This is a genomic window from Paenibacillus sp. BJ-4 (assembly GCF_020404765.1).
Classification (GTDB): domain Bacteria; phylum Bacillota; class Bacilli; order Paenibacillales; family Paenibacillaceae; genus Paenibacillus.
Window position 1 is genome coordinate 1 of sequence record NZ_JAIVEM010000065.1, and the last position, 26,345, is coordinate 26,345.

The following is a 26,345-nucleotide window of genomic DNA, read 5'->3' on the forward strand; positions in this document are numbered from 1 at the left end:
AGGGGTTCCACACGTACCCATCCCGAACACGACCGTTAAGCCCTCCAGCGCCGATGGTACTTGGACCGCAGGGTCCTGGGAGAGTAGGACGTTGCCAAGCAACAAGTAAAAAGAACCATGATCTCAATTGGATCATGGTTCTTTTTTGTATATGGACAAACAATCTATAGAACTGAACTTCTCCTATATTGTTTTCCTAAGTTGGGAATACTCATTTAAGAATATCGTGATTTATCTGAAAAGGCTTATTTATAAAGAATGTCCTTCGTAGGAGTACACTTGTTTGTACAGGGAAATACTAAGGGTTAGGGCTATTGATGAAGGCTTGACACCCCTATACCGCTTTGCTAAGATTGCAATAATATATTTTCAGAGAGCCTTGATTTGTCCATGTCGGACAGACAACAAGACCAATACAGACTAAACATTTGAAGGAGGATCATCTTGGTGTGGGAAGATAAATTCGGTAAGGAAGGCCTTACCTTTGACGATGTTTTGCTGGTACCTCGTAAATCGGAGGTTCTGCCAAAGGAAGTAAGCGTGGCGACCCGTTTGAGTGATAACGTGAAGCTGAATATTCCTTTAATGAGTGCTGGTATGGATACTGTTACGGAGGCAGTGTTGGCAATCGCGATGGCTCGTGAGGGCGGTATCGGTATTATTCATAAAAATATGTCGATTGAACAGCAAGCGGAAGAGGTGGATCGGGTTAAACGCTCGGAGAGCGGTGTAATCACCAATCCATTTTCATTGAATCCAGATCATTTGGTGTCCGATGCTGAGGCGGTTATGGGGAAATATCGGATTTCTGGTGTACCTATTGTAAATGAAGAAAACAAATTGGTTGGTATTATTACTAACCGCGATCTTCGCTTCATTCACGATTTTAATCTTAAAATTAGTGAAGTTATGACGAAGGAAGAACTGGTAACTGCACCTGTAGGCACGACTTTACAGGAAGCGGAAGTTATTTTGCAAAAGCATAAAATTGAAAAGCTTCCTTTGGTCGATGATGAAAATTATCTCAAAGGTCTTATTACCATTAAAGATATTGAGAAAGCTATTCAATTTCCAAACGCAGCGAAAGATCCACAGGGGCGTCTTCTGGTCGGTGCGGCTGTCGGTATTTCCAAAGATACATTTGATCGGACTGAAGCACTTGTAAAAGCTGGTGTGGATGTGATTGTCGTGGATTCTGCTCACGGTCATCATATTAACATTATCGAGGCGGTTCGCAAGCTGCGTAATGCTTACCCAGATCTAACCATTGTAGCGGGTAATGTAGCTACTGGTGACGGAACACGTGAATTGATTGAAGCAGGGGCTTCGGTCGTAAAAGTCGGGATTGGTCCAGGTTCTATCTGTACAACACGCGTAATTGCAGGGATTGGTGTTCCACAAATAACAGCTATTTATGATTGTGCAACCGTAGCACGGGAATATAATATTCCGATTATTGCAGACGGTGGTATTAAATACTCCGGTGAGATTACAAAGGCCATTGCGGCAGGAGCTTCCGCGGTAATGCTGGGAAGTCTTTTTGCGGGGACGGAAGAAAGTCCGGGTGAATCAGAAATCTACCAAGGACGTCGCTTTAAAGTATATCGTGGTATGGGTTCAATGGCTGCGATGAAGCAGGGTAGTAAAGATCGGTATTTCCAAGATGACGACAAGAAGCTGGTACCGGAAGGCATCGAAGGACGTGTTGCTTATAAAGGGCCACTATCCGACACTGTTCATCAGCTGTTGGGGGGTCTTCGTTCCGGTATGGGATATTGCGGTACAGCTAGCATTGAGGAGCTTCGTAACGATACCAGCTTTATCCGTATTACTGGCGCAGGTCTGCGCGAAAGTCATCCGCATGATGTGCAAATTACGAAAGAAGCACCAAACTACTCTTTATAAAGTTCGGCTTTGATAGACTTGACGACAGGCAGAGTGCATTTCGCTCTGCCTGTCTTTTTTTAGAGATACCCCTGTGATAGAATAGACAAGTGTCCGCCCTTTTTACGGAGTTATTAATAAAGTAATGACACATTAAGACCCTTAAATGAGTCCCTGCTGGATCAAAGGTACAAGCAGAGCATGCTCATGGTAGACCCGAACTTAAGATAAAATCCAATGAACGATAGGACATCTAAACATTAATTACATTTGCCTAGTAGAGGCTATAACCACCGTCTCGTTATACATAGCGGATCGGGTTGAGGTACGAGAGGAGTTTGTATTCATTTGAAAGCGAATAATCAAAAACAAAATAACAAACGCAGCATGATCAAGAAAAGTGTAACTGCTGTTATGGTGCTTAATATGATGTATATGTCGGCGTTGCCTGTTGTAGGCAATTTCGATCCGACCGTGGCTACTTTTGCTGCCGGGACGACCACCGAGTCGCCAAAAATCATTGGGACAGGCTCTGTTAACCCACCTAGTCTGGCATTACGTTCTGCCATCCTGATTGAGCCGTCTACAGGGCAGGTATTGCTGTCTATGAACCCGGACGAGCCGCTTCCGCCAGCTAGTATGACTAAAATGATGACCGAATACATCGTGGCTGAGCAAGTCAAGCAGGGCAAGCTCAAATGGACGGATAAAGTAACTGTTAATGAGAACGCTGCTAAGAGCATCGGATCGCGTATTTTTTTGGCTCAAGGTGATCAACATACGATAGAAGAGCTTTATATTGCCATGGCGGTAGGTTCTGCTAATGATGCAACGGTAGCCCTTGCCGAACGTGTATCTGGAACGGAGCAGGATTTTGTTAAATTAATGAATGAGACAGCCCAAAAGATGGGCATGAAGAATACGTATTTTATCAATTCAACAGGTCTGGATCGCAAGGATATGCCGACAGGCTATCAGCCAGACACGGATCGGGAAACTGTAATGACAGCGAGAGATGCGGCAACACTAGCGAGCAACATTATTAAGGACCATCCGGATTATAAACGTTTTACGACGATTCAATCCTACAAATTCCGTCCGACGGATAAGGCGCCGATTGTTAATTACAACTGGATGCTGGAAGCAAACAAAAATATCACTAACTTTAGAAAGTTCGCTTATCCGGGTCTGGATGGAATGAAGACTGGTCATACGACCAACGCGGGTAACTGCTTTACCGGGACAGCCGAACGCAACGGAATGCGCCTTATTAGTGTAGTTATGGGAGCAGATTCTGAACCCCATCGTTTTACAGAGACAGCTAAAGTACTGAACTATGGTTTTGATAATTTTGAAGTAAAGCAGGTTGTAGCACCAAAGACAGTAGTGAAGGGTATAGAGAATGTGCCTGTAACCAAAGGGAAAGAAACAGAAGTGCCTGTTGTGACAAAGGATGCAGTAAGTTTTATCGTACCTAAGGGCGCGAGCAATCCTAAGGTAACCTTCACAACGAACATAACGCCGGCAAGCTCTCTTGTGGCACCGTTGAAGCAAGGAGCAAAAGTCGGAACAATCACGTATACGTACAAAACGGATGGCTCGGACAAGGGCCAGATCAAAACCGTAGATTTGGTTACGACGACGGCAGTAGAAGAGGGTGGATGGTTCCGGATGCTGTTCCGGGCAATCGGTGATTTCTTCGGTGATTTGTTCCAGAGCATTAAAAATCTTTTCTAATTTGTGAGAGAAAAACGAGTACCTTGTTCTTCATTACCTATTTTGCAGCTAGAAATGATTGTGTATTTGGCGTCTGTGCGGTAAAATATTAAGTTAGAATCTAAACGTAACCCTTACAGGAGGCAACGATATGGAAACGGGAACTTCGCGTGTTAAAAGAGGAATGGCAGAAATGCAAAAAGGCGGCGTGATTATGGATGTCATGAACGCTGAACAGGCTAAAATTGCAGAGGCAGCAGGCGCTACTGCTGTAATGGCTCTAGAACGGGTGCCTTCAGATATCCGTGCAGCTGGTGGGGTTGCCCGTATGGCTGACCCGACGATTGTGGAAGAGGTTATGAAGGTTGTTTCTATCCCGGTTATGGCTAAGGCACGTATCGGTCATTTTGTGGAGGCAAAGGTGCTGGAATCTCTCGGTGTCGACTATCTCGATGAGAGTGAAGTGCTGACACCTGCGGATGAAGTTTTCCATATCGATAAGCGGGAATTCACCGTTCCATTTGTTTGCGGAGCTAAGGATCTGGGAGAAGCACTGCGTCGTATCGGCGAAGGCGCATCTATGATTCGTACAAAAGGTGAGCCTGGAACAGGAAATATTGTTGAAGCTGTTCGACATATGCGTTTTATCAACGGTCAAATTCGGAAGGTGCAAAACCTGTCGAAGGACGAGCTGTATGCAGAAGCGAAAAACCTCGGCGTTGCTTACGAACTGCTGCTGGAAGTGCATGAGCACGGTAAGCTGCCAGTGGTTAACTTTGCTGCGGGTGGCGTAGCAACACCTGCTGATGCCGCATTGATGATGCATTTGGGCGCTGATGGTGTCTTCGTGGGTTCGGGGATTTTTAAATCGGACAGCCCTGAGAAATTCGCGAGAGCAATCGTGGAAGCAACCACTCATTATACAGACTATAAGCTGATTGCAGAAGTATCGAAGAATTTGGGTACTCCTATGAAGGGCATTGAAATTTCCAAGCTGGCACCGCATGAACGCATGCAGGATCGTGGCTGGTAAGGAAAGAAGGGACCAGCATGAAAATAGGAGTATTGTCGCTGCAAGGTGCTGTGGCTGAGCATATACGTAGTATTGAATGTGCAGGCGCTGAAGGAGTGGCGGTGAAGAAGATCGAACAGCTCGATGAGCTGTCCGGTCTTGTCATTCCCGGCGGTGAAAGCACAACCATCGGCAAGCTAATGCGCAAGTATGAGTTTATAGATGCTATACGTCAGTTTTCCGATCAAGGCAAGCCCATATTGGGTACCTGTGCGGGATTGATTGTGCTGGCCAAAAAAATTCAAGGGCAGGAAGAAGTACACTTGGGACTGATGGATATTACAGTATCGCGTAATGCCTTTGGTCGCCAACGAGAAAGCTTTGAAACAGACTTGAATATTAAAGGGATTGAGCAGCCGGTTCGTGCTGTGTTTATACGCGCGCCGTTAATCATGTCTGTTGGAACAGGAGTAGACGTGTTGTCTGAGTACAACGGCGAGATCGTGGCGGCCCGTCAGGGGCATTTGCTGGCTTCATCCTTCCATCCGGAATTAACAGACGATTACCGGTTACATCAGTATTTTGTGGATATGGTCCGCGAATAGCGGAAAGTCAGGTTTGTAGTGTAGGAGGGATTACCTGTGTTAGATATAAAGATTTTACGTAATGAGCTTGGCCGGGTTGAAAAAGCTTTACAGAACAGAGGCAAATCGCTGGATCTGATTAATGGTTTTACAGATTTGGATGTAAGCCGTCGTGAACTGCTTCAGGAAAGTGAAGCGCTCAAAAATCGCCGGAATGTCGTATCCGGTGAAGTAGCCAAGTTGAAAAAGAACAAGGAAAATGCGGATGATCTTATTGCTGAAATGCGTCAGGTCTCCGATCGTATTAAAGAAATGGATGATCAAGTGCGCGAGCTGGAGGTTCAGATCGACGAACTGGTGATGTCCATCCCGAATATCCCCAATGACACAGTGCCTGTAGGCGCCTCGGAAGAGGATAATGTAGAAATCCGTCGCTGGTCGGAGCCGCGCGAGTTTTCTTTTACGCCCAAAGCGCATTGGGAGTTGGCACAGAATCTGGACATTCTTGATTTTGAGGCCGCAGCTAAGGTGACGGGTTCCCGCTTTACGTTCTACAAAGGGTTGGGAGCGCGACTGGAGCGTGCTTTGATTAACTTTATGATGGATTTACACAGCAGTGAACATGGTTATGAAGAAATGCTTCCTCCATACATTGTTAATCGCGACAGTCTGTATGGAACGGGACAACTTCCAAAGTTTGAAGAGGATTTGTTCAAACTGCGTGATACCGAGTATTATCTCATTCCTACAGCTGAAGTTCCGGTAACGAACTATCACCGCGAAGAGATTATGAATGCAGAGCAGCTTCCAAAATATTATGTGGCTTATAGCTCTTGCTTCCGTTCAGAAGCAGGATCGGCAGGACGGGATACGCGTGGTTTGATCCGCCAGCATCAGTTCAATAAGGTAGAGATACTCAAGCTGGTTCACCCGGACACCTCTTACGAGGAACTGGAAAAAATGACGAATGATGCTGAGCGTGTTCTACAGCTGCTTGGGCTTCCATATCGCGTGCTGGCACTCTGCACTGGAGATATGGGATTTACGTCTGCCAAAACGTACGATTTGGAAGTGTGGCTGCCTGAGAGCGGCATGTACCGCGAAATTTCTTCGTGCTCTAACACGGAAGACTTTCAGGCGCGTCGTGCGAACATCCGGTTTCGTCCAGATTCGAAAGCGAAGCCTGAATTTGTACATACACTGAACGGTTCAGGATTGGCTGTAGGGCGCACGGTGGCTGCTATTTTGGAGAACTATCAGCAGGAAGACGGAAGCATTGTGATCCCTGAAGTGCTGCGTCCATACATGCGAGGCGTCGAGGTTATTACTCCCAAACAGTAGGCATTGCATTTGTAGAAAGTCTGTGGTAAAATAATTTTGTTGCGCCTGAGTTAGTTTTAAAAGGAAGCAGCTTTATCCATTTACCACCTGGAGAGGTACCGAAGCGGTCATAACGGGGCGGTCTTGAAAACCGTTAGAGTGCAAGCTCACATGGGTTCGAATCCCATCCTCTCCGCCATATTATAAAATAACCAAGCCGTTCAAATACGATAGCTGGACATTAGCCTTTAAATGCTATGGATCAGGAATCGTGGAGAATGGCTTTTTTGTTGTATAAAAAGCCTGCTTTTTTCACACGTTATCAGATGTGGAGGTGCTGGCATGAATCGAGAAATGACAGTAGATCAGCAAAAGCTGGTAGAAGCTTGGCAGGAGCAACTGCCGATTCTTTTGAATTCAGGAGACAAAACACAGGTGCAGGCAGATGAAGCAGACAGCCGGGCTATACGAATCCACATTGAGGTAGAAGGCCGGCAAATGTACTCCTTCGACTTTGCGTGCACCTATGTAGATTCCCGAGAAGTGCAGGTTAGTTTGGTCGATGTAGAACGGGATGGGAAGTCTGTGGATGAACGAACAGATATCATCCAACAGTTGGTGTCTGATTATACGCGGCATATTCACCAATGTGCTCAGACGCTACAGTCATTGACGCATTCTTAGTCATGAAGGAATAAGGGGGAGAAGGCTACATGACGAAAGCCAAAAACGGTTTGGATAAAAACCTGTCTAACATTGTAGATGATTTGGAGCAGCGTCCAGTAAATAGTCATCAGGCACAGCAAGTGCAGCAGGATCGTAATGACCGCCGTCATCAGGATTCACTAAATCACGATAAAACGGAAGACCTGCACCATCTATAGTCCTATTTTAAATGGTAGTAAACGGATTTTTTAATGTATTAGAGTATAGACTGAGAACGGAGGGTGCATAAATGAGCAAGCCTAAAGCCATTCCTGTTCCCGAAGCACAGGATTCTGGTGGAGGAAACGAAAGACGTGAGCGTAATCATCAACAAGAGCCATTGTCTGGTTCTAAAAAGGTGAAACAACGAAATCACGTCGATCACCACAACAGAGAAGGGTCTTAAGCAGTTAGACTTTTTTCCTAAAAATATATTGCATGATATAGTACACCCTGGTTAGAGAGCCAGGGTGTCTTTGTGCTTATTGCAAGAAAATTTTCCAATAAGTGTTTCGTTGTCTGTGAAAATGCGGTAAAATAGGGGGTGTGTATTTTTTGGTTAGTATTATAAAAGGGGTTAATTACGAGAGGAGAGAATCTACACAATGAGTAAAAAGTTATCCGTCTTGGTACTCACTATGGTGTTGCTTTTGACGGTAGCCCTGGTAGGTTGTAGCAAGAAGTTAGAGCCGAAGGAAGCTGTTACAAGCGGTACTGCAAATGCAATGAAATTGAACTCTTATGAAACTAAAAGTCAATTTACAGTTAAGGATCTGACAATTTCATCCGCTACTCTGCCAAGTGAGCAAAGTGCAATGATAACCAGTATGCTAAAAAATGCAGACATTACGCTGGACGGTGTATATCAAAAAGAACCTTTACAATCTGAAATGACGTTGGGCATTCATTTGAAAGGTGATCTTTCCACCAGCTTCACGATTCCAATGGTTATGACTAAAGATAAATTGTACGTTAAAATTCCGAATATTCCATTCTACCCGCTTCCACAGGATGTAGTCGGTAAATTCCTGATCATTGACCCACAAGAGCTGGCTAAGCAATCCGGACAAGAATTCAACCCTGCAGCGATGGATCAGGAAAAATCGCAAAAATTTGCGAACGAAGTGATTGCCGCAATTATGGGCGAGTATGACCAAGCTACGTATTTCTTTGATATTGATCCTAAAGATGCTAAATTGCCACAAGGCGTTGAAGCTAAACAAGTAGTTCAATTCAAAATAACGAACGACAACGTGAAGCAAGCAACAAACACATTTATCACTAAGGCGCTTCCTAAAATCCTTGATGTGGCATCTAAAGACGAATATGCTGGCATGCTTCAAGTGAAGAAGGAAGAACTGGCTGAAGCGAAGAAAGAACTACAATCCAACACCAGTGAAGTGAGCAAAAAGCTGGATGAGTTGAAAAATTATTTGACGGTGAAACAATTTGACATTAACACGGCTTTGAACAAGGATAACATTCCTGTGTATCAAGACCTGAATGCTAATGTGGAGATGAATGATCCGGCTACAAAAGACAATGTGAAATTGTCTGTAACAGGCTACACGCAATATAGCAAAATCAATGAAAAGGCAACATTTAAAGTGGGTATTCCAACAGGCGACCAAGTCCTGACCATGGAACAACTTCAACAAAAAATGCAAACTGTCGCTCCTTAAGTATAGAATGACAGTCTTGCAAGGCAGCATTCATCATGTGATGTAAGAAAACCGCTCGGCTTAACGCCGGGCGGTTTTTTTGTCTACTGCTATATTAGAACCCTGTGCAGACATTTAGGTCTGCCACACGTCATCCTCAGCTAAAAGTCCGAACATCTGGTGATCCTGCCAAGTGCCCTGGATTTGTACCAGCTTGCGGGCAATACCTTCTGGCTGGAAGCCGCATTTTTTCAATACGCGCTGTGAGCGGATATTATGCAAGAGAGTACCCGCCTGAAGACGGTGCAGGGAGAGCGCACGGAAGGCATATTGTATGATCAACTTCAGGGCAGCGGTCATATGACCCCGGCCCTGTTCATGCTGATCTATCATGTAGCCGATATCGGCAAATTGTCCGGCTCCACGTACCAGATTGGAAATGGAGATATATCCGATGAGCCGCTCTTCCTTTAAGAGAAAGATACCGAACATGTACCCTCGATCCTCTTCGGTTTGACGCAGCTTTTGCCGGATGTAGTCCTGCTGTTTCTCTAATGTGAAAAATGAATCCTCGTAAAGCGGCTCGTACGGCGCATATGACTCCTTGTTTCGCATTCTAAGGGCGAGAAGGGATTCACAGTCCTTCAAGCCTATTGGCCGTAAAAAGATACCTTGAGGCGTGTTATACAAGCTCATGGGCATGGGCTGATCTCCTTCCAAAGGGAATTCGCAATCAGATGTAAAACGACTGATCGCGGTTGTGTGGGAGTAAGTGCTTCGGATTTCATCCTTAGGTTGAAGGAGGAGAAGACAACTTCGCAGCGGCTCTCTTTTGTCGGAGATTTCGAAAGAAATTCGTCAGCAATGAGGCGCATTCCTCTTGAAGGACACCACTGGTCACCTCTGTGCAATGATTGAACCGAGGCTCCTGTAATAAATTCATCAGTGTGCCTGCACAGCCAGCCTTGGGATCTGTAGTGCCATATATCAAGTGAGGAACCCTTGACTGCACAATGGCCCCGGCACACATCGGACACGGCTCCAAAGTGACATACAGTCTGCAATCTAGCAGACGCCAAGCACCCAGATGTTCACTAGCCTGACGAATAGCAATAATCTCTGCATGTGCTGTCGGATCAGCGTCAGTCTCACGCAAATTATAGCCGCGGCCTATGATTTCGTTATCTTTTACGATGATAGCTCCAATGGGTACCTCACCCAACGCTTCTGCCTTGTACGCTTCCTGAATGGCTTCTTTCATCCAATAGGCGTGATCCATAATGGTCACTGGGAAAATGCTCCTCTCAAACGCGGAATTATCCAACGAACAAATATTCCGTTGTTAACATGATGTGAATAAAATTGTGGATAACACCACACTTGTCCACAGACATATCCACAGTTTATAATAAAACCTGTGTATTTGTGGATTACTTGTGGATGATTATCTGATTATATTGTAGGCAAACGCCCCTGTGTTGACAACACTATACACTTGGTGTGTATTTATGTATATCCGGGAAATGTAAATGCTGGTATCACGGGCGTTATTACGGTATCATTGAGTTAGCAATTGCCAGTAATCGCCAGCATACGGCAAGAGGTGAGAATTTAGTGTGTCGATAAAAATCAGAATAACGATTATTTTGTCGGGGTCAGTCCTGTTTATCCTTTTATTAAATATCGCACTTAATTATTACACGACCCACGAAAATCTAAGAAGTGACAGTGAAACTAAAATGGTTCTGACGGCTAAAATCATCGGGGGAGCCATTGAACAAACTCGGCATAGCTGGGAGGCGCTTGACAAGCAGCTCGGATACAATCTGTGGCTTTCTGCCACGTTGGCTGCCAATCAACTAGATCCTGACATCCAAAAAATTCAGCAAAAACAACTGCAACAGATGGCCACACTCCATAGGGATATTAACATTTCTTTGATGATTCGCGATGGGGAGGGGTACAGGGTTGTCAAATCCTCTAATCCCAAAGAATTAACGTCTTCCGAACCATTGAATGGACATTGGAAAAATGCAGTCGACCAATTGTATGAGCATGGACAGGCTAGAATGGCGCAAGGACAGAATTTGGACCATTTTTGGACCGGATCGTTTGATTACACAGGTTTAGACGCTTCACATATTAATAAATGGGGATTTTATTATGACCAAAAACGAAACTACTTAATTCGAATTTCCTTTCAGGATACTTCAGTACAAAATTTCGAATCCATCCTAAGCCCTGATGAGATCGTAAAGCAGACTCAGCAAGTGGATTATCGCATTATGGAGATTACAGGAATTAACCCTGCAACCTTTGGTGGCGCTACGATGGACAAGAACGGGAACGATTGGAAATACTATTATATGTACAATAAACCGATCCAATTCGGCACGTATCAACTAACTAGAGTGCAGGAGGATCGTTTGGCTGTGTCCAGAGCTATTCTCTCAGGGGATAGTATTGTACAAGATTGTTATATTAAAGGCCAGCGGGTTCTCGTCAGCTACATACCTTTTTATCCAACTAACCGTGAAGCCTATGTCATTCGAATTGTTATGAATTATGATACGATCACCTCTGTTATTTCTAAACAATTGATTAGTTTAATTGCCATTTCCATTGTTCTCTTGGAGGTTGTCATTATTGGTAGCTACGTGCTAGCCAGTCTGTTTGTCCGTCCCATTCAGTCCATTTTGGAGAAGGTGAACGAGATGGCCGATGGACAATTTGATACACGGCTAGAGATTAAGGGGGGTCATGAGCTTGCACGGCTGGGTGAGCGGATCAACGCGATGGCCTACAACCTGGGTATGTATACACGGAGACTCGAACAGATGTATGAGGAGAACCGTTCTGTAAAGGAGCACCTGGAATCGATTATTAATCAGACAGCGGATGCGATTCTTGTGACCGATCAGGAAGATCGTGTCGTGCGGGTTAATCATGCGTTTGAAGCCTTATACGGCTGGACCAAGAAAGAATTGGTTGGACGTAAGCTGGAATTTGTACCTCCGCAGCAACAGGAGGAGTATGAATTGCAGAAAGAGAGCCTGCTTCAGGGAGAGAGCATTGTGTCCATTGAGTCCCTCAGAATGCGTAAGGATGGAAGTACAGTTGAGATCAGTATGAGTACGTCGCCCATTCTGGATGAGGGAGGCGAAATTTTGGGATTTATCAGCGTCTCGCGTGATATTACAGGGCGCAATCGGATGGAGGAACTGCTGCGCAGATCTGAGAAACTGACAACAGTAGGACAACTAGCGGCAGGTGTGGCGCACGAAATTCGTAATCCGCTGACCACGCTGCGTGGCTTTCTCCAGCTACAGCAGCAAAATCAAGTGCTGAATTTGAAGCACAACGATATTATGATGTCTGAACTGGATCGCATTAATTTGATTGTTGGCGAATTTTTAATATTGGCGAAGCCGCAGGCAGTGCATTTTCAGAAAAAAGATGTTCGATATATTGTGAGTGATGTCATTTCTTTGCTCGATAGTCAGGCGCATCTGCTGGGTATTGTGTTTAACCTTCAGGTCACGGAGGAGCCTGCTCTTGTATACGCTGAAGAAAATCAGTTAAAACAGGTATTCATTAATTTACTTAAAAATAGTATGGAAGCTATGAGTAAAGGCGGTATGATCACGATTCATTTGTTCTTGGAGGGAGAAAGCGTTAAAATCTTCATACGGGATCAGGGGACAGGGATTCCGGCAGAAATGCTGTCCAAGCTGGGCGAACCTTTTTTCACCAACAAAGAAACAGGCACAGGACTCGGACTTATGGTTAGCCAGCGTATTATACAGAGTCATAAAGGCACACTGGATATTGAAAGCACAGAGGGAGAGGGGACGACAGCCCTTGTGCAGCTTCCGATTGCCAAGCCTGAGTAACGGGATGGGACGCAGGAGGAAACGTGATAGTAGAAATGGAGGGTACACAGGTTGCGCATTAACAAGTTTATCAGCGAAACCGGTTTTTGCTCGCGTCGTGAGGCGGACAAGCTGGTAGAGAGCGGCCGCGTGACGATTAACGGTGAAGTGGCAGTGCTGGGCAGTCAAGCGGAGGAAGGCGATGACGTTCGGGTGAACGGTAAGCCACTACGCGAGAAGTCCAATCACGTATATATTGCATTGAACAAGCCGGTGGGAATAACCAGCACGACAGAGAGTCACATTAGAGGCAATATTGTCGATTTTGTGGGGCACCCGCAGCGGATATTCCCCATCGGACGTCTGGATAAGGATTCAGAAGGTCTCATTTTACTGACCAATGATGGAGACATTGTGAATAAGATTTTACGGGCAGAGGGCAAGCATGAGAAGGAATATATTGTTACGGTGGATCGTCCCGTCACATTATCTTTTGTGCAGGGGATGTCTAGTGGTGTGAAAATACTCGGCCAGCGGACACTGCCCTGTGAGGTGACGCGTGTATCAGAGCATGTATTCCGCATTATCCTGACGGAAGGGAAAAATCGTCAAATTCGGCGGATGTGTGCTGCTTTCGGCTATGAAGTCCAAAAGCTGCAGCGTCTGCGGATTATGAATATTCGGTTGGGATCGCTCCAGAAAGGCGCCTGGCGTGACCTCACAGAGGCAGAAAAGCAGGAGCTTGGCCAGATGCTCGATTATACGCTTAGCTAAGCCAGAGAGGCTCCTCATGGCCTACAGATCATGATCATCGTATAGGACAGGGCAGCTACAGGAATCGCTAAACCAAAAGGCACCAGCTGCATTAAAAATGCGGCGGTGCCTTTGCTCATATAACATATGCATGATCAACCTTCACTCGCACTTGAGGTAGGGCTAATAACTTGTGTACCATTCTGATATTTGCGGAGAACGGAAATCTCAACACGGCGGTTTTTAGCGCGTCCTTGTCCATCTTGATTGCTGGCTATTGGACGATACTCGCCATAACCAATAGATACAAACTTGGTTGGGTCGAGCTGCGTATTGAGTAACAAAATTCGCAAGAAATTCAGTGAGCGTTTGGCGCTCAAATCAAAGTTGGACGGAAACTGGCTGTTGGAGATAGGGACATTATCTGTATGACCCGATACGATAACATCATAGCCAGGAAACTGCTGGAGCATGCTGGAAATGGACTTGGCCAGCTTTCTCGCTTCCGGCTTAACTTCGGCCTGCCCCGATGAAAACAAGGCATTATCGCTAATGGTGATCATTAGCTGGGATTGGTTCAGCTTGGTGTTCAGTAGAGGAGACAGGCCGTTATTTTGAATGTACTGATCCATTTGCTTTTTAAGCTTCTTTAAATCTTCTTCTTCCCGCTGAGCGAGCTGTTTTTGCAGTTCAGAGGTAGAAGTGGCTTTAGATTTCAGGGGTTGTGATACCTGTTCTTTATTTTTGCCCATATCCATGGATTGTGACGACGGATTGGCAGCCGATTGATCCAGCACACCTGTACCGCCGCTAAAGGCCGCACTCAGGGATTGAGCCATGGTTTCGAATTTTTTGGCATCAAGCGAGCTCATACCGAATAAGACGATGAATAGTGCCAGCAGAAGGGTCATTAAGTCGGAATATGGCAAAAGCCAGCTTTCGTCTGCATGTTCTTCATGCGGTTCATGTCTTTTTTTACTCACTGGAATCGCCATCCTTCTGGGTCATATTAGCCCGTTCGGTAGGAGTTAAGAAGATCGCCAGCTTTTGGCTGATGGCAATAGTAGAGATACCGGATTGGATCGAGAGCAAGCCTTCGACCATCATCAGCTTCAAATCAACCTCTTTTTTGGAGAGTCGTTTCAGCTTATTTGACATTGGATGCCACAGGACGTAACCGGTAAAGATACCAAGCAACGTTGCAATAAAGGCTGCAGCGATGGCGTGAGACAGCTTTTCCATGTCACTAAGGTCAGCCAATGCCGCGATCAGACCTACGACCGCACCGAGTACCCCGAGGGTTGGAGCATACATACCAGCCTGGGAGAAAATCAGTGCCCCAGAGCGGTGTCTTTCTTCGGTAGCGTTAATGTCTTCCATTAGAACATCGCGTACGAACTCTTGATCATTACCATCAATAATCATACGCATACCGCCGCGCATAAAGGGATCGTCGATCTCTTCGACCTTGGATTCCAGCGCGAGCAGACCTTCACGACGGGTAATAGATGCCCACTCGGTAAATGTACCGATAAGCTCTTTGCGGTCTAACAGTTTTTGTTCGGTAAAGATAACCTTGAACAGCTTTGGAACCCGTTTGATCTCTGCCATCGGAAAGGCCATGAATATACTTGCAGCCGTTCCGACAAAAATAATCATGTAAGCAGCGGGATTATTGACCAAGTTGACGACTGGAGCGCCTTTTAAGATCATCCCGACGACCAGTGACACAATCCCGAGCACAAGTCCGATAATGGTTGAAATTTGCATGATACACCTCATCCATGAGAATAGATTTTGAATCCTTTCATGCCGCCGGGGTCGTCCTTGCCCCAAGCGCGTCATTACAAGACGGATTATAGTATTTATCGACAAAACTCTCTTTTTTGTTAAGTACGAATTTCCGGTATAATAAGGTGATTATGTAATGAAAGGCGGAAGAATTGGAGGAAAAGGCATGGGAGTGAAGCATGGGCGGGAGTATGAACAAATTTTGAACGAATTGACAGAGGCTGTAGGCCGCATTCCAGACAGCTATGAATTTTTCGAAATGGAAGCAGAAGATTGGGACAGGCTGGACCCGGCGGGGCGTCAGGAGGTCAACGAAGCGTTGGCGGAAGATTTGTTTTATGCGCTGGGTACAGAGCCTGTAATTACTGTAGGCAGCGGTGTTGTGATTTATGAGCCGGAGCAGCACCGGATCTATGTACTCATTGGAGATGAGGAGCTAACGTCGGTTCCTTTAATTTGAAGGCCGTCTTATGGATTTATCAGCGGGGCCGTGGTAATATGTACACCACTATATCGTAGGTTTGGCCGTACAAGCGGTTAAAAGGCTTCCGTATAAATGGGGAGGAGTCGTAACATGCCTTTTACACAAGAAGAGATTGAAGCACATCTGGAGAAACTGGAGGGCTGGGAACTGGAGGAAGGACGTTGGATCGTTCGGAAATATAATTTTTCCAGTTTTATGAAAGGGATTGCATTCGTGGATGAGGTTGCCGCTATATCTGAAGCATTTAATCATCATCCATTTATTACGATTGATTACAAGACCGTGACTTTGCGTTTGACCTCATGGGATGATGGCGGTATTATGGCCGTGGATATTAAGGAAGCCCAACAATATAATGAAGCTTTTGAGAAAATGCGCAGTAGTCATTAAGTGTATAATGATCTGCTGTATGATGATAAAAGCGCCTTCGCTATACAACAGAGGAGTTGTATGCCGAAGGCGCTTTTATCATAGAACCCGGGTCTGGTGATCAGGATGGTATACCATACAATGAAATGGCTTTTTGCCATCGGGAGTCTGTCGTTCATAGGTATCTGTAATCTCAAATCCAGCTGCCTTGTAGGCTCGGATGGCGCGCCCATTCCAGGTGAGCACCTCCAGATCAATTTCATTCTGCGGATTGCGCCGTCTGGCTTCCTCAGCAATCGTGCGAACAAAATCGGAGCCCCTGCCTTGTCCGCATCTGTCGGGATGCATTCCAAGACCCAGCCGGGTTACACCAACCATAGGGAAATATTGCGCAAATCCCATCAGCTTGCTCTCCTCATCCAGTACGGCAACATATTGCTCTTGCCGAAGTGTGGGATTTCCAAATTCGACTTCCAGCGCCTTCATTTGTTCCCAGGGCAGCCAGCCGTAGATGTTGTAGGGTGGATCATAGCGCCATTCACAGATTGCAGCCGCCTGATGCTCGTCCATCGGTACGATCCGAAAGTTTGATATTGAGGCAGGCATGTCTTCACTTCCTCCTTTTACAGGTACTTAAACGATTAACAACAGATTGTAGACAAGTTACAGAGGAATGGCAAGCGTGTTTATTTTATCTCCAAGTCGGGTATACATTCAATAAGAAGGTATTGCTGCTCATATGCTCCCCCTATGACGGTAAAACCGACGATGTTCGCCATAATTGAAACCTTTTGAGGTGTCAGTTCGTCAGTAATAATAATCATTGCTGATGTTGGGGACATAAAAAACCGCAATTTGATTCCGGTCAGAATCAAATTGCGGCTAAGGTTAGCTTGCTGTGCGTCAGTTATTCTACGTTGTCGTCATCAGGAATATCAGAAGCTACGGAGTGGTAAGCGTCTGTGCTCATAATTCTTTTTGCACCGACATAACGGTTAGCGTAATAATTTTCGTTCAGTGAGCTAACTACTACACCACGTGAAGACGAGGAGTGGGCAAATTTCCCTTCACCTACGAAGATACCTACATGGGAAATGCCTCTCCCTGTGGTGTTAAAGAACACCAGATCCCCAGGTCTCATTTCATCGCGGGATACGGAAGATCCCATTTTGAATTGTGATCCAGATTGATGCGGCAGTTTAATTCCCAGTTTGTTAAATACATACATTGTGAAGCCCGAGCAATCGAACCCTTCGAGTGTAGTGCCTCCGCTTCTGTAGCTTGTTCCTTTGGCATCTTGGATGACCTGGTCCATCTTAGAGTCTGCATATGCACTGCCGCCACCGAATGTAAAAGATGTAAAGGCAATAGCAAGACCCATAGCTGCGATTGTTAGCTTCTTCTTCAAAAAAAATATACCCCTTCCAATGCCTGCGAGGTTAGCTTAAGGATTCGGTAGAAGGTTCCCCTATGACCACTCTGTTGCGAGATCAATTCACCCAAACTGGTTCCCCCGCTTCCTAGGTGCCAGGAATTAGGCTTAACTTATGATGTGCACCTTGGAGAGCAGTATTCACGATAACGAGCTTTTGAGATAAAAGTTACAATAAAGATTACAAAGTTGTTACTATCAGTTCACTGCGATTATTGTAACAAAGTCGGCTGACTTTGGCAAATGTTTCATCGCAAAAAGTTACAAAAAAAATCTGCCCCTGATAGCTCAGGAACAGATGTTGTTAAAAGTATTCAGTTAGGTGCCGTTTGCACAGAGATGAAGAGTAGTTTTTCGACAGAGCTCAGCTTCTGCTGGAAATATCGGTATGCCAAAGCCGGTATTGCGAGCTGATATGCCACAGCCTGACCAGACTGGTAACAAAATGATACGATTGCTGGAGAATGAGTGCCAGTATACCCGTCCAAATCATCGCTACGGTGCCGAATAGACCGAAGACCAGCAGCACACCAGCGCCCAGCAGAAGTGATATGCCAACAGCTGGGAGGATCTGGCGAAAAAAGGCGAGCAGGGACGACAGTATGGCGTGACCACCGACGGTGCCCAGCTGCATGTACAGGATACACTGCCGGATGAACCAGCCGTAAGCGATCCAGCCGATGGCGTAGGGCAACATCTGCAGCAGGTAAGAGGGAGATTGCAGTGCTCCTGCTACAATAGGGTAGAGTCTCGGTACCAGCCAGAATGCGGGAAGAAGTAATAGTCCCAGCTCGATGATGTAATAAAGCAGCGATGACAGGCCATGGCGTTTCATCCCACGGAAGAAGGACAGGCTTTGCGGCTCGGTTGCATGGGTATGCAGACTTTGATATATTCCGGCTCTAATGAAGGGAGTGATCAGCATACGCAGCACCGTCGCCCCCAGCAGTACCCACAAGTAGATATGCACTTCACGGTTGTCCATGAGGGCAATCTGGCTCTCCATCCAGAACAGGGTCTGGCCCAGTTCGTTGTGCCCCTGATCAGGATAGCGCAGTAGTAGCGGGATAACGGCGGATTGCACCAGCCGGTAGAGAAATACGCCCCACAGCAGCCGATACAGAAACAGAATAATGACAATATAAAATTGTATGCGCACAAGCGCCCAGCCTTCTTTCATAACCGTCCGCATCTATATACACCTCACCATGACAGACTTCCAAGCAGTATCTCCAACAGCTTGGTTACACTTACGCTCCAACGAGTTTGTTGCTTTTCGTTCAGCTCGGCCTTCAGGTTATTATTGATATGTTTGTTCTCCAGCGCAATGGTATATAGCGGATCAATGGTTACATATGAAACGGGAGAGGCGCTCTTGAGCCGATAAGTTGTGCTTTTACCTGCGCCGTCCCAGGCATTGAATATCGTTGTCCCATCCTTGAAGGTGAATTGAACGGGGATCTTGGGATAATCGGCACCTTTTTTGCTCAGCGTCACGACTGCTTCATATCCTTTCTTCAGCTTGTGGTTCGTGATGCGATCCACCGAGAAGTCCGCCATTTGGCCGTCATATACATATTGTTCAAAATAGTGGCTCCAGGAGCGTTCAGTGACTCTCTCAACGATACGTTGAAAATCCTGTGATGACGGATGTTTAAATCGGTACGTCTGGACGTAGGTGCGCATAATGCGATCCATTTTTTTCATTCCGACCTGACGCTCAATGCCCCGCAGTACCAGCTTGCCTCGAGAGTATGCATTTTGCCCGTACGCAGCTGAGGAGCCATACTTCCATGACTCGCGATTAAGAGGCTGTGGAGATGCTATCTGGCCCGATTGTAGCGGCGGGTTGGGGGTGAGCCCATATTCCTGCTCCATGAGTCGTTCCTCTGCATAAGAGGTGAAGCCTTCATCCAGCCACGGCTCCTCAAACTCATTATTAGCTACCATCCCGTAGAAATATTGATGTCCAATTTCGTGAACTAATGTTCGCTCCAGGTTATAGCCGGGGTTCAGGTTATCCGCGGCGGCGGCTGTGATCAGTGTCGGATATTCCATACCGCCAGCGCCACTGCCTGTTTTGGGTGGAACCACGATGGACAGAGTAGAATATGGATAAGGCCCGTACCATTTGCTGTAATACGAAAGGGCGGCCTTGGCTGCGCTCATATAGCGTCCCTTGAGTTCCTTGTGCGACGGGTCGAGGTACAGCTTGATTTTGACACCAGGGACTTCAGTAGAAGAAAAGGGTTCTTCTACCGTTACAAAGTTGGGTGAAGCGGCCCAGGCAAAATCGTGCACGTCATCGGCATAAAATTGATATATTTTCTGTCCATTCTGTCGGACTGCTCCACGAGTGGGAAAACCGGTTGCGGCTACGATGTACGTTTCAGGCACTCGAATCCGTATGCTGTAAATTCCAAAATCGGCATAAAACTCGGAGTTACCGTGATACTGATGGAGATTCCAGCCCTCCTCGGCACGCCCGCGCTGTCCCGCAGTCTCGTAAACGCTGAGCTTGGGAAACCACTGTCCTGCCATTACAAAATCATCTGTAGCTCCCATCCGTGCGAAGATGGCAGGCAGCTTTACCTCAAACTTCATATATAGTGTGATTTCTTCGCCACCGCGTACCGGCTTGGGCAAACGCACCTTCATGAGCGAGCGGTCGTTTACGTTGCCGTCATCCGGTTGTACATATTGGGTGCGGTGCATAAGGGATAAGCCGTCTTCCGTCTTTAGCTCAGTCAGCGTCATAGAGCCGAAGCCGTCCTTGGGCATGGTGTCTCCGCGCAGCTTGCCCCCAGACTCCTTCATAAAGGTGGTTTCCATGGAAGAAAAGGCATTTGGATATAGATGAAGATACAGATCGTTTACGGTTTTCTTCCCCGGATGCTTCCAGGTCAGCGTCTCTGTACCTCGCAACACCTGTCCTTCTTCCAAAGACACATCAATGTGATACTCTACCACCCTTTTGCTGAGGATTTCTGTAGCAGGCTGTGGAGGATTCTTGGGTAGATCAGGCAGGATATTTGCCTCTAGAGGCTTGCCCATATTTGGTGCAAGCGCAGACTCAGACTGGGAACCGTATGATGGTTGGCCTATGGACCGCGGATCGGATTGCAATTGCGGCTGCCAGGCAAACCATAACGTCCCTGCGAGGAGACCGAGGGCTAGTGTGGACAATAAAACGATTTTGGTGCGTGCTGGGGTCATACAATGGATACCTCCCGTTGACAAGCATCTACAGCATGTATATGTTTGCTTTCGGGAGATTATTAGTTAAAATATTTGTAGTGTAGAATAGAGTGTAGACGGAAAATGGAGGCCTAGTGACGCATGAGTGAAAATCAGCCGGACGGCAAAAAACAGATTGCACTGAACATTGTCAGTGGCAAGAGTAAACATAAGGGCTTCGGTGCAGGCTCAATCGATCTGAACAGCATGTCCCCAGTCATCATTGACCGGGGAGAGGCGAAAATTGATATTGGCGCCATGCATGCCAAAAGTAAAGTGGAACGTGGAATCAAGTTCTCTACGAATAAAGAGGACGTACCGAACGGACGCCAGGTATGGCTGGTATGGGTAGCCGTGGATCGCACGCCCGAAGGACGTATGTACGGCGGCGCAACAGCTTGCGAGATGCTGATTGACGACGAGGCCAAACGCGGCTGGAAGATTCTCGCCGATCACGTCAACCGTATGGACTACGCGCTCAAGCGTCGTTTCATGCTGGAGGATCTCGGCAGTGAGGATAAAGCAGCACTCAAAAGCCTGCTGATTTCCCATAACGAGGAATGGTGGGACGCTTCGCCTGAGGAATTGAAGCAGGCGCTGGAAGGGTAAAAAAACGTTAACGCAGTAATAGTATTGTAAAAAGCAGCCGCTTCTGTTGGCTGCTTTTTTTAATGCGATGGGTGTTGATAGCTTTCATCCTACCCGTATGATCGGGATGATGGCTTTGAAGAATATATTATGACTGACTTGACACTAACCTTTGTGTAAGTACCTGTATTAAAAGTGCATACTTACATATTTGTAGTGCGCACTTTATACTCAGAAAATATTAATACTTAAGGAGGACAAGTCTTTGAAAACTCTTGTTATCGTAACACACCCAAGCATAGAAACCTCTGTCATAAATAAGCGATGGGTAGAAGAACTCAAGAAATATCCAGAAAAGTATACTGTACACGAATTGCATAAGGTTTACCCTGACGGGAACATTGATGCGGAAAAAGAGCAGCACTTCATTGAATCACATAGTAATCTTATTTTACAGTTCCCTGTTTATTGGTTTAATAGTCCGCCTCTCCTTAAAAAATGGCTTGACGATGTTTTTGCTTATGGCTGGGCTTATGGCTCAAATGGAGGAGACAAATTAAAGAATCGTAAAGTTGCTTTAGCTGTATCTGCCGGAATTAAAAAAGAAGATTATAGTGAAGAGGGAAGATATCGCTATACACTTGAGCACTTATTATCTCCTTTTGAAACAACCTTCCTATATTGCAATGCCGATTTTCGCTCGTTCTTTGCGTATTATGGTGCAGAAAATGAGCCTGGCGAAATTGACCCTGGTACGTCTGAAAGCGAATTGGAAAAAAGCGCACGAGATTATTTGAATTTTATTGACAACCTGTAATAGGTAGCTGAATTGAGGAGAATCTTCTTTTGATTTAAACAAAACAGGAATGCCTATCGCTGCCCTTCCTCCAGAAGTGGCAAACCGTTTTTTTCTCCCCACTCACACATCATGTTTAACAATGGTATGAGCGAAAGACCACGTTCAGATAATGAATATTCAACTTTTGGAGGTATTTGGGGGAACTCCTTGCGTATGATAAGGCCATCTCCCTCTAGCTCCTTTAACATGATGCTTAACGTTTTAAAGGATATGGTACCGATACTTCGTTTCAACTCGTTATGCCGCATAACCTTGTTTTCAGAAAGCCAGTATATAATGATCATTTTATATTTACCGCTTATTAAGGACAACGTATATCCAAAGCCAGTGTTTCTTAGGACCACGCCAGACGGAACACAAGTTTCACGCATAAGTTACACTCTCCTTTAGGTAAGTATACGATACAAATATGCATACTCTACAATGGATCATTATGCAATTTTATTGAGAGGGTGTAAAGTAAGATCGTTACACGACTCCAGCATACAACAACTGAATAAAGAGCAGTCGGCCAGGTAAGATAAGGTCGGAAATAGACCCGTATTCCTTAGTCAGAGCGGTCTAGTTCTTTTTCACGTAGGTAAGCAGTTCCAGAATGAACATGCCAAACATGATCATCGTTGGGGCACATCAAAGTAACAGCATCATAATTGTAAAAATATGTGGTTATTTGACCCGATAGCGCCTTGACATCATGGAAAGGCATTCACTATAATTCAGATAGAAATCGGTTCCAAAATCCGGTTTTTACTTATTTCTTCTGTGGAACCGGTTCCTAAAAGGGTGTAGATAAGTCCTATTCACTGTTTTTGAATGTAATCTGTTAAATAAGGTGGCGTTGTTATGTTTAAATGGTTGAAGAAGAAGACGGCTCCTCGTATTGAAGAATTCGACATGGTAGCACCAATTAAAGGACAAGTGGTTTCCCTTGAAGAGGTTCCAGATCCTGCGTTCTCTACAAAGGCTATGGGAGAAGGCGTCGCTATTCATCCGTCTGAAGGCAGGGTTACGGCTCCTTTTACGGGGAAAGTCGTTCATGTGATGGAGAAAAGCAAGCACGCCCTGATCATTGAACATGAATCCGGTGTACAAATATTGATACATGTCGGGATTAATACAGTCTCCCTCAAAGGACAGGGATTTAACCCTCACGTCCAAGCAGGAGATAACGTTAAAGCGGGGCAATTATTGATGGAGTTTGATCTGGACGCTATTCAACAGAATGGATTGCCGGTAATTACTCCGGTAATTGTTCCAGACGGGCAAGAAATGATTAGTCATGTAGAAATATTGGAAGGTTCGTCTGTTTCTCCAGATGCACCTGTATTGAGAGTTCATTTGAAGGCCTAGTTAGCATTCAGCTTCCTACTGCGTAAGATCATTAGGGAAATTCTTAGGGTTTAATAGTGAAATATGCAAGAAAAGACTAACTGGAATTTCTGGTTAGTCTTTTCTTTAGTTAATCATAGCTAGGATTCACATATTTCAGATATCCGCTGATGACAATTGCCTTCGTAAAGCCCTCCATGAAAGCAAACCACTTTTTTAATATCATATGGAAGCAGATTTTTAAGAGATTCCTTCGCCATGTTAAAATCATGACAGTATAATGGATCTGGTCCCTGTAGCTCACCGCTGACTACGTTTAGAGCATCTCCTGCAATCAGGGTTTGACTGGTCTTATGATAGAAGCTTAGGTGTCCCGGTGTATGACCAGCAGTATTGATAGCTACGATCCCTCCACAGAAGGGCAATTCCTCCCCGGCAGCAATTGTGGAGTTTACGGCAGCCTTCGGGGGATTTTCAAGTGTACGCCGAAATGCATCTCTCCACTCAACTGGAACGGACTCGGGCATGGAGCTTACAGCTTGAGCTATTGCTTCTGGTGTCAGCTTTATAAGCTGCTTGTCTCCCTGTATATAGGGCTTTTCGATAGAACTGGCGAACACCTGAACCGGGGAGGAAGAAGCCTGGATTATATCTGCTAAACTGCCGATATGATCAAGATCCTGGTGTGTAATGATTATGGAGGTTAGGTTATGGAGGTTTAATCCGGTACTCAGAATAGCCTCATGTAAAAGTGATAGTTGCCCGGGGTAAGCGGTGTCGACTAAAATCATGTTATCTTCGTCCCACATTAAGGTGGGGTGAATGCTTTCTGTTTGTCCCATGATGTTAGAAGAAACCTGGAGCATCTGTATTCCCTTGTCCAATTGCATCGAATCCCTCCTAAAAGAGTTGATGTATACAAAGGAATGGTATCACGAAATTAAAACATGTAAACTTATATTATAACACAAAAATAATTATTTGTCAATATATTGAATTTTAAATTTTTGTGACAATTGGCTGCTTTTATGGAGAATGCAGATGTGGAATACATCGTGTCTAGCCCGTGGGGACGTGCAGGTGAAATTCGTGCAGAGTGTTCATTATAAATTTTAAGTATGATTAGAATCGAAAGGGGCGGCGCAAGTTGAGTGCAAACCGTTTTTTAGAATTGGAAGAAGCGCTGTTCCAAGCTTGGTCTTTGGAGTCCAGCTCTAAATGGACAGCGGATAATCCTGCGGCGGGACAATGTGGTGTCACAGCACTTGTCGTTCAGGACAGGGTCGGCGGCGATATTTTGAAGACATGGCTGGATAGTGGCTGGCATTATTACAACCAGATCGACGAGGACATTCTGGATTTTACGAGATCGCAATTTTCAAGCCTTCCACAGTATCAGCATGTGCACTCTAACCGGGAAGAAGCTTTTTCAGACACCAATGCAGAGCAGTATGCAGCTTTAAGTCGGCGGTTAAGGGAATTTTTGAACGAAAAGGAATGAGTCCTGCTCTTAACAGAAACCTAAGATTTTATAAGGAGTGTACATTTATGATTATTAAGACGGTGGTTTTTGAGCCTCATCCATTGGAAGGTACTTTTTCGTTGCCAAACATACATTGAGAGTGTAAAGAGGGATATACAAGTTGAGCACAAAATACCAGCATACAAACGGGGAGGCGGAATGGTGCAGTAGAAGGGGGAATGATAGGAAGCACCATCCGATTCCGTGGTGGGATTTTTATGTGGCTAAAATCTAATGTAGCCAATGGCTTGGAATACTTAAAGAAGGAGGGATTTTGGTTTTACGATTGCCCTTGGCCGAGTTTAATTGCGCTTGTGTCAGAAAAATACTTCCTTCGAGATTAGCTCCACTCAAATCAGCGTCTCTAAAATCCGCACCGATAAGGTCGGTCATCCTCATATCAGCTTCTCGGAGATCAGCAGCAATAAGTAAAACTCCTCTCAGATTAGTGCCTCTAAGATTAGCGCCTCTTAAATTAGCACCCATAAGGTCTTTGTGCTTGATTTTTTTACTATATTTACTGTGTTCCATGTTTTTATTAACTTTTTTACGCACGAGCTCACTTGTTTGTAGAAGCAAATCATTAACGAGCGCCCTATGCGTTGATACATGAAGATCTAAAATGGATTTTGGATCTTGATCAGTAAGCTGCTCGGTTTTCGCCATAGCTTCTTGTAGGTCTGTATAGATGGGTTGAGTTTCTTCTAAGCCAAGGGCTTCATTTAAGTAATAAAGCATTTCGTGAAGCTGTTGCATTATGGGGAATATACTGAACATTTCCTCAGCAATTGCCGGGTCGTCCCGCCAACTTTTTCCGATGTACGTAACTTGAGAAATTTTTTGACCTGCCCCAAAGCAATCATATACCGTACAGCCTCGCAAGCCGTTATTTCTTAGATTCTTATGAATATTACAACGATAATCCGCATTTAGGTTTTGACAAGGAGTTCCTCCATCCTTGTTAAAAGCAAAATCAGCAGATTTTGCATAAGGTAAAGCTACGCAGCATAAACCAAAACATTTTTCACAATCTGCACTAAATTTGTTTTGATTATGGTTGTGGTTGACTAACTGATTAGACAATGATTCACACATCCTTTTATTAGCACCTATTAAATGTAATATTACCATAAAAAATATTGTTTTAATTAGACTCGTTCATATCAGGAAGAAAAGATGATCCCTATACTTAATAACAAATAACCCGGTCGAGACCAGAGTGGTCTT

General features: G+C 45.3%; 29 protein-coding genes, 1 tRNA gene, 1 rRNA gene and 1 riboswitch. Of the genes, 19 read left to right on the forward strand and 12 right to left on the reverse strand.

Annotation, left to right across the window (positions count from 1 at the left end):
• The 11 genes from rrf to LCF57_RS10870 all read left to right on the forward strand — a co-directional run.
• A 5S ribosomal RNA gene (gene rrf, locus LCF57_RS10820) occupies positions 1 to 100 on the forward strand; the annotation flags it as partial.
• A gap of 347 nt (positions 101 to 447) precedes the next feature.
• Positions 448 to 1,905 carry an IMP dehydrogenase gene (gene guaB / locus LCF57_RS10825; RefSeq protein ID WP_226000694.1) on the forward strand — a complete coding sequence of 486 codons (1,458 nt, stop codon included), beginning with the start codon at positions 448 to 450 and terminating at the stop codon, positions 1,903 to 1,905.
• A 327-nt stretch (positions 1,906 to 2,232) separates the two neighbouring features.
• Positions 2,233 to 3,621, forward strand: a complete 1,389-nt coding sequence (locus LCF57_RS10830; RefSeq protein ID WP_226000695.1) for a D-alanyl-D-alanine carboxypeptidase family protein — start codon at positions 2,233 to 2,235, stop codon at positions 3,619 to 3,621.
• Positions 3,622 to 3,751: 130 nt separating this feature from the next.
• Positions 3,752 to 4,633: a pyridoxal 5'-phosphate synthase lyase subunit PdxS gene (gene pdxS / locus LCF57_RS10835; protein ID WP_025720930.1), complete on the forward strand. Its 882-nt coding sequence runs from the start codon at positions 3,752 to 3,754 to the stop codon at positions 4,631 to 4,633.
• A gap of 17 nt (positions 4,634 to 4,650) precedes the next feature.
• Entirely contained in the window at positions 4,651 to 5,217 is a 567-nt protein-coding gene (gene pdxT / locus LCF57_RS10840) for a pyridoxal 5'-phosphate synthase glutaminase subunit PdxT (RefSeq protein ID WP_226000696.1), read from the forward strand.
• Between the two features lie 36 nt (positions 5,218 to 5,253).
• On the forward strand, positions 5,254 to 6,537 hold the full coding sequence (gene serS, locus LCF57_RS10845) for a serine--tRNA ligase (protein WP_226000697.1): 1,284 nt from the start codon (positions 5,254 to 5,256) through the stop codon (positions 6,535 to 6,537).
• A gap of 89 nt (positions 6,538 to 6,626) precedes the next feature.
• Positions 6,627 to 6,715 (forward strand) — tRNA-Ser (locus LCF57_RS10850).
• A gap of 143 nt (positions 6,716 to 6,858) precedes the next feature.
• Complete coding sequence (locus LCF57_RS10855; RefSeq protein WP_226000698.1) at positions 6,859 to 7,200, forward strand: hypothetical protein; 342 nt, start codon at positions 6,859 to 6,861, stop codon at positions 7,198 to 7,200.
• 29 nt (positions 7,201 to 7,229) lie between these two features.
• Positions 7,230 to 7,400 carry a hypothetical protein gene (locus LCF57_RS10860; RefSeq protein ID WP_007428073.1) on the forward strand — a complete coding sequence of 57 codons (171 nt, stop codon included), beginning with the start codon at positions 7,230 to 7,232 and terminating at the stop codon, positions 7,398 to 7,400.
• Between the two features lie 71 nt (positions 7,401 to 7,471).
• Positions 7,472 to 7,627: a small acid-soluble spore protein P gene (locus LCF57_RS10865; RefSeq protein WP_025720938.1), complete on the forward strand. Its 156-nt coding sequence runs from the start codon at positions 7,472 to 7,474 to the stop codon at positions 7,625 to 7,627.
• Between the two features lie 199 nt (positions 7,628 to 7,826).
• Positions 7,827 to 8,903, forward strand: coding sequence for a hypothetical protein (locus LCF57_RS10870; RefSeq protein WP_226000699.1), 1,077 nt, complete (start codon positions 7,827 to 7,829; stop codon positions 8,901 to 8,903).
• Between the two features lie 114 nt (positions 8,904 to 9,017).
• On the opposite strand, the gene LCF57_RS10875 is transcribed toward LCF57_RS10870, so the two are convergent.
• Positions 9,018 to 9,584: a GNAT family N-acetyltransferase gene (locus tag LCF57_RS10875; RefSeq protein ID WP_226000700.1), complete on the reverse strand. Its 567-nt coding sequence runs from the start codon at positions 9,582 to 9,584 to the stop codon at positions 9,018 to 9,020.
• Positions 9,585 to 9,672: 88 nt separating this feature from the next.
• Positions 9,673 to 10,170 carry a tRNA adenosine(34) deaminase TadA gene (gene tadA, locus LCF57_RS10880; protein WP_226000701.1) on the reverse strand — a complete coding sequence of 166 codons (498 nt, stop codon included), beginning with the start codon at positions 10,168 to 10,170 and terminating at the stop codon, positions 9,673 to 9,675.
• A gap of 328 nt (positions 10,171 to 10,498) precedes the next feature.
• Between tadA and LCF57_RS10885 the strand changes: the two genes are divergently transcribed.
• The gene (locus LCF57_RS10885) at positions 10,499 to 12,775 is read left to right on the forward strand and encodes a PAS domain S-box protein (protein ID WP_226000702.1); all 2,277 of its coding nucleotides are present in this window, start codon (positions 10,499 to 10,501) and stop codon (positions 12,773 to 12,775) included.
• 51 nt (positions 12,776 to 12,826) lie between these two features.
• The gene (gene rluF / locus LCF57_RS10890; protein ID WP_226000703.1) at positions 12,827 to 13,528 is read left to right on the forward strand and encodes a 23S rRNA pseudouridine(2604) synthase RluF; all 702 of its coding nucleotides are present in this window, start codon (positions 12,827 to 12,829) and stop codon (positions 13,526 to 13,528) included.
• Positions 13,529 to 13,662: 134 nt separating this feature from the next.
• Here rluF and motB read toward each other — a convergent pair whose 3' ends face one another.
• Positions 13,663 to 14,490 carry a flagellar motor protein MotB gene (gene motB, locus LCF57_RS10895; protein ID WP_226000704.1) on the reverse strand — a complete coding sequence of 276 codons (828 nt, stop codon included), beginning with the start codon at positions 14,488 to 14,490 and terminating at the stop codon, positions 13,663 to 13,665.
• Entirely contained in the window at positions 14,483 to 15,277 is a 795-nt protein-coding gene (gene motA, locus LCF57_RS10900; RefSeq protein ID WP_226000705.1) for a flagellar motor stator protein MotA, read from the reverse strand. The genes motB and motA overlap by 8 nt, the downstream gene beginning before the upstream one ends.
• A gap of 187 nt (positions 15,278 to 15,464) precedes the next feature.
• Between motA and LCF57_RS10905 the strand changes: the two genes are divergently transcribed.
• Positions 15,465 to 15,758, forward strand: a complete 294-nt coding sequence (locus LCF57_RS10905; RefSeq protein WP_007428082.1) for a hypothetical protein — start codon at positions 15,465 to 15,467, stop codon at positions 15,756 to 15,758.
• Between the two features lie 114 nt (positions 15,759 to 15,872).
• A complete protein-coding gene (locus tag LCF57_RS10910; protein ID WP_007428083.1) occupies positions 15,873 to 16,172 on the forward strand; it encodes a 4a-hydroxytetrahydrobiopterin dehydratase in 300 nt (99 codons plus the stop codon).
• Between the two features lie 78 nt (positions 16,173 to 16,250).
• On the opposite strand, the gene LCF57_RS10915 is transcribed toward LCF57_RS10910, so the two are convergent.
• The 4 genes from LCF57_RS10915 to LCF57_RS10930 all read right to left on the reverse strand — a co-directional run bounded on the left by LCF57_RS10915 (position 16,251) and on the right by LCF57_RS10930 (position 20,799).
• The gene (locus tag LCF57_RS10915; RefSeq protein ID WP_226000706.1) at positions 16,251 to 16,757 is read right to left on the reverse strand and encodes a GNAT family N-acetyltransferase; all 507 of its coding nucleotides are present in this window, start codon (positions 16,755 to 16,757) and stop codon (positions 16,251 to 16,253) included.
• Positions 16,758 to 17,058: 301 nt separating this feature from the next.
• Positions 17,059 to 17,559, reverse strand: a complete 501-nt coding sequence (locus tag LCF57_RS10920) for a C40 family peptidase (protein ID WP_226000707.1) — start codon at positions 17,557 to 17,559, stop codon at positions 17,059 to 17,061.
• A gap of 5 nt (positions 17,560 to 17,564) precedes the next feature.
• Positions 17,565 to 17,702, reverse strand: a riboswitch (cyclic di-AMP (ydaO/yuaA leader).
• 245 nt (positions 17,703 to 17,947) lie between these two features.
• Positions 17,948 to 18,775, reverse strand: a complete 828-nt coding sequence (locus tag LCF57_RS10925) for a hypothetical protein (protein WP_318840669.1) — start codon at positions 18,773 to 18,775, stop codon at positions 17,948 to 17,950.
• Positions 18,776 to 18,786: 11 nt separating this feature from the next.
• Positions 18,787 to 20,799 (reverse strand): M1 family metallopeptidase, encoded by a 2,013-nt coding sequence (locus tag LCF57_RS10930; RefSeq protein WP_226000709.1) that lies wholly within the window; start codon positions 20,797 to 20,799, stop codon positions 18,787 to 18,789.
• 123 nt (positions 20,800 to 20,922) lie between these two features.
• Between LCF57_RS10930 and LCF57_RS10935 the strand changes: the two genes are divergently transcribed.
• Positions 20,923 to 21,429, forward strand: a complete 507-nt coding sequence (locus LCF57_RS10935) for a YwhD family protein (RefSeq protein WP_010346553.1) — start codon at positions 20,923 to 20,925, stop codon at positions 21,427 to 21,429.
• A gap of 244 nt (positions 21,430 to 21,673) precedes the next feature.
• Complete coding sequence (locus tag LCF57_RS10940) at positions 21,674 to 22,225, forward strand: NAD(P)H-dependent oxidoreductase (RefSeq protein ID WP_226000710.1); 552 nt, start codon at positions 21,674 to 21,676, stop codon at positions 22,223 to 22,225.
• Between the two features lie 53 nt (positions 22,226 to 22,278).
• On the opposite strand, the gene LCF57_RS10945 is transcribed toward LCF57_RS10940, so the two are convergent.
• Together LCF57_RS10945 and LCF57_RS28170 are read right to left on the reverse strand one after the other, a co-directional pair.
• Positions 22,279 to 22,638 carry a winged helix-turn-helix transcriptional regulator gene (locus LCF57_RS10945; RefSeq protein WP_226000711.1) on the reverse strand — a complete coding sequence of 120 codons (360 nt, stop codon included), beginning with the start codon at positions 22,636 to 22,638 and terminating at the stop codon, positions 22,279 to 22,281.
• A gap of 190 nt (positions 22,639 to 22,828) precedes the next feature.
• Complete coding sequence (locus LCF57_RS28170) at positions 22,829 to 22,885, reverse strand: putative holin-like toxin (protein WP_226000744.1); 57 nt, start codon at positions 22,883 to 22,885, stop codon at positions 22,829 to 22,831.
• 225 nt (positions 22,886 to 23,110) lie between these two features.
• Between LCF57_RS28170 and LCF57_RS10955 the strand changes: the two genes are divergently transcribed.
• Positions 23,111 to 23,617: a PTS glucose transporter subunit IIA gene (locus LCF57_RS10955; RefSeq protein ID WP_226000712.1), complete on the forward strand. Its 507-nt coding sequence runs from the start codon at positions 23,111 to 23,113 to the stop codon at positions 23,615 to 23,617.
• 119 nt (positions 23,618 to 23,736) lie between these two features.
• Here the strand turns inward: LCF57_RS10955 and LCF57_RS10960 are convergent, their stop codons facing one another.
• Entirely contained in the window at positions 23,737 to 24,486 is a 750-nt protein-coding gene (locus LCF57_RS10960; protein WP_226000713.1) for an MBL fold metallo-hydrolase, read from the reverse strand.
• Between the two features lie 257 nt (positions 24,487 to 24,743).
• Here LCF57_RS10960 and LCF57_RS10965 point away from each other — a divergent pair, with 257 nt between their 5' ends.
• Positions 24,744 to 25,097 (forward strand): hypothetical protein, encoded by a 354-nt coding sequence (locus tag LCF57_RS10965; RefSeq protein WP_226000714.1) that lies wholly within the window; start codon positions 24,744 to 24,746, stop codon positions 25,095 to 25,097.
• A 252-nt stretch (positions 25,098 to 25,349) separates the two neighbouring features.
• Here LCF57_RS10965 and LCF57_RS10970 read toward each other — a convergent pair whose 3' ends face one another.
• Positions 25,350 to 26,201, reverse strand: coding sequence for a pentapeptide repeat-containing protein (locus tag LCF57_RS10970; RefSeq protein WP_226000715.1), 852 nt, complete (start codon positions 26,199 to 26,201; stop codon positions 25,350 to 25,352).
• Between the last annotated feature and the right edge of the window lie 144 nt (positions 26,202 to 26,345).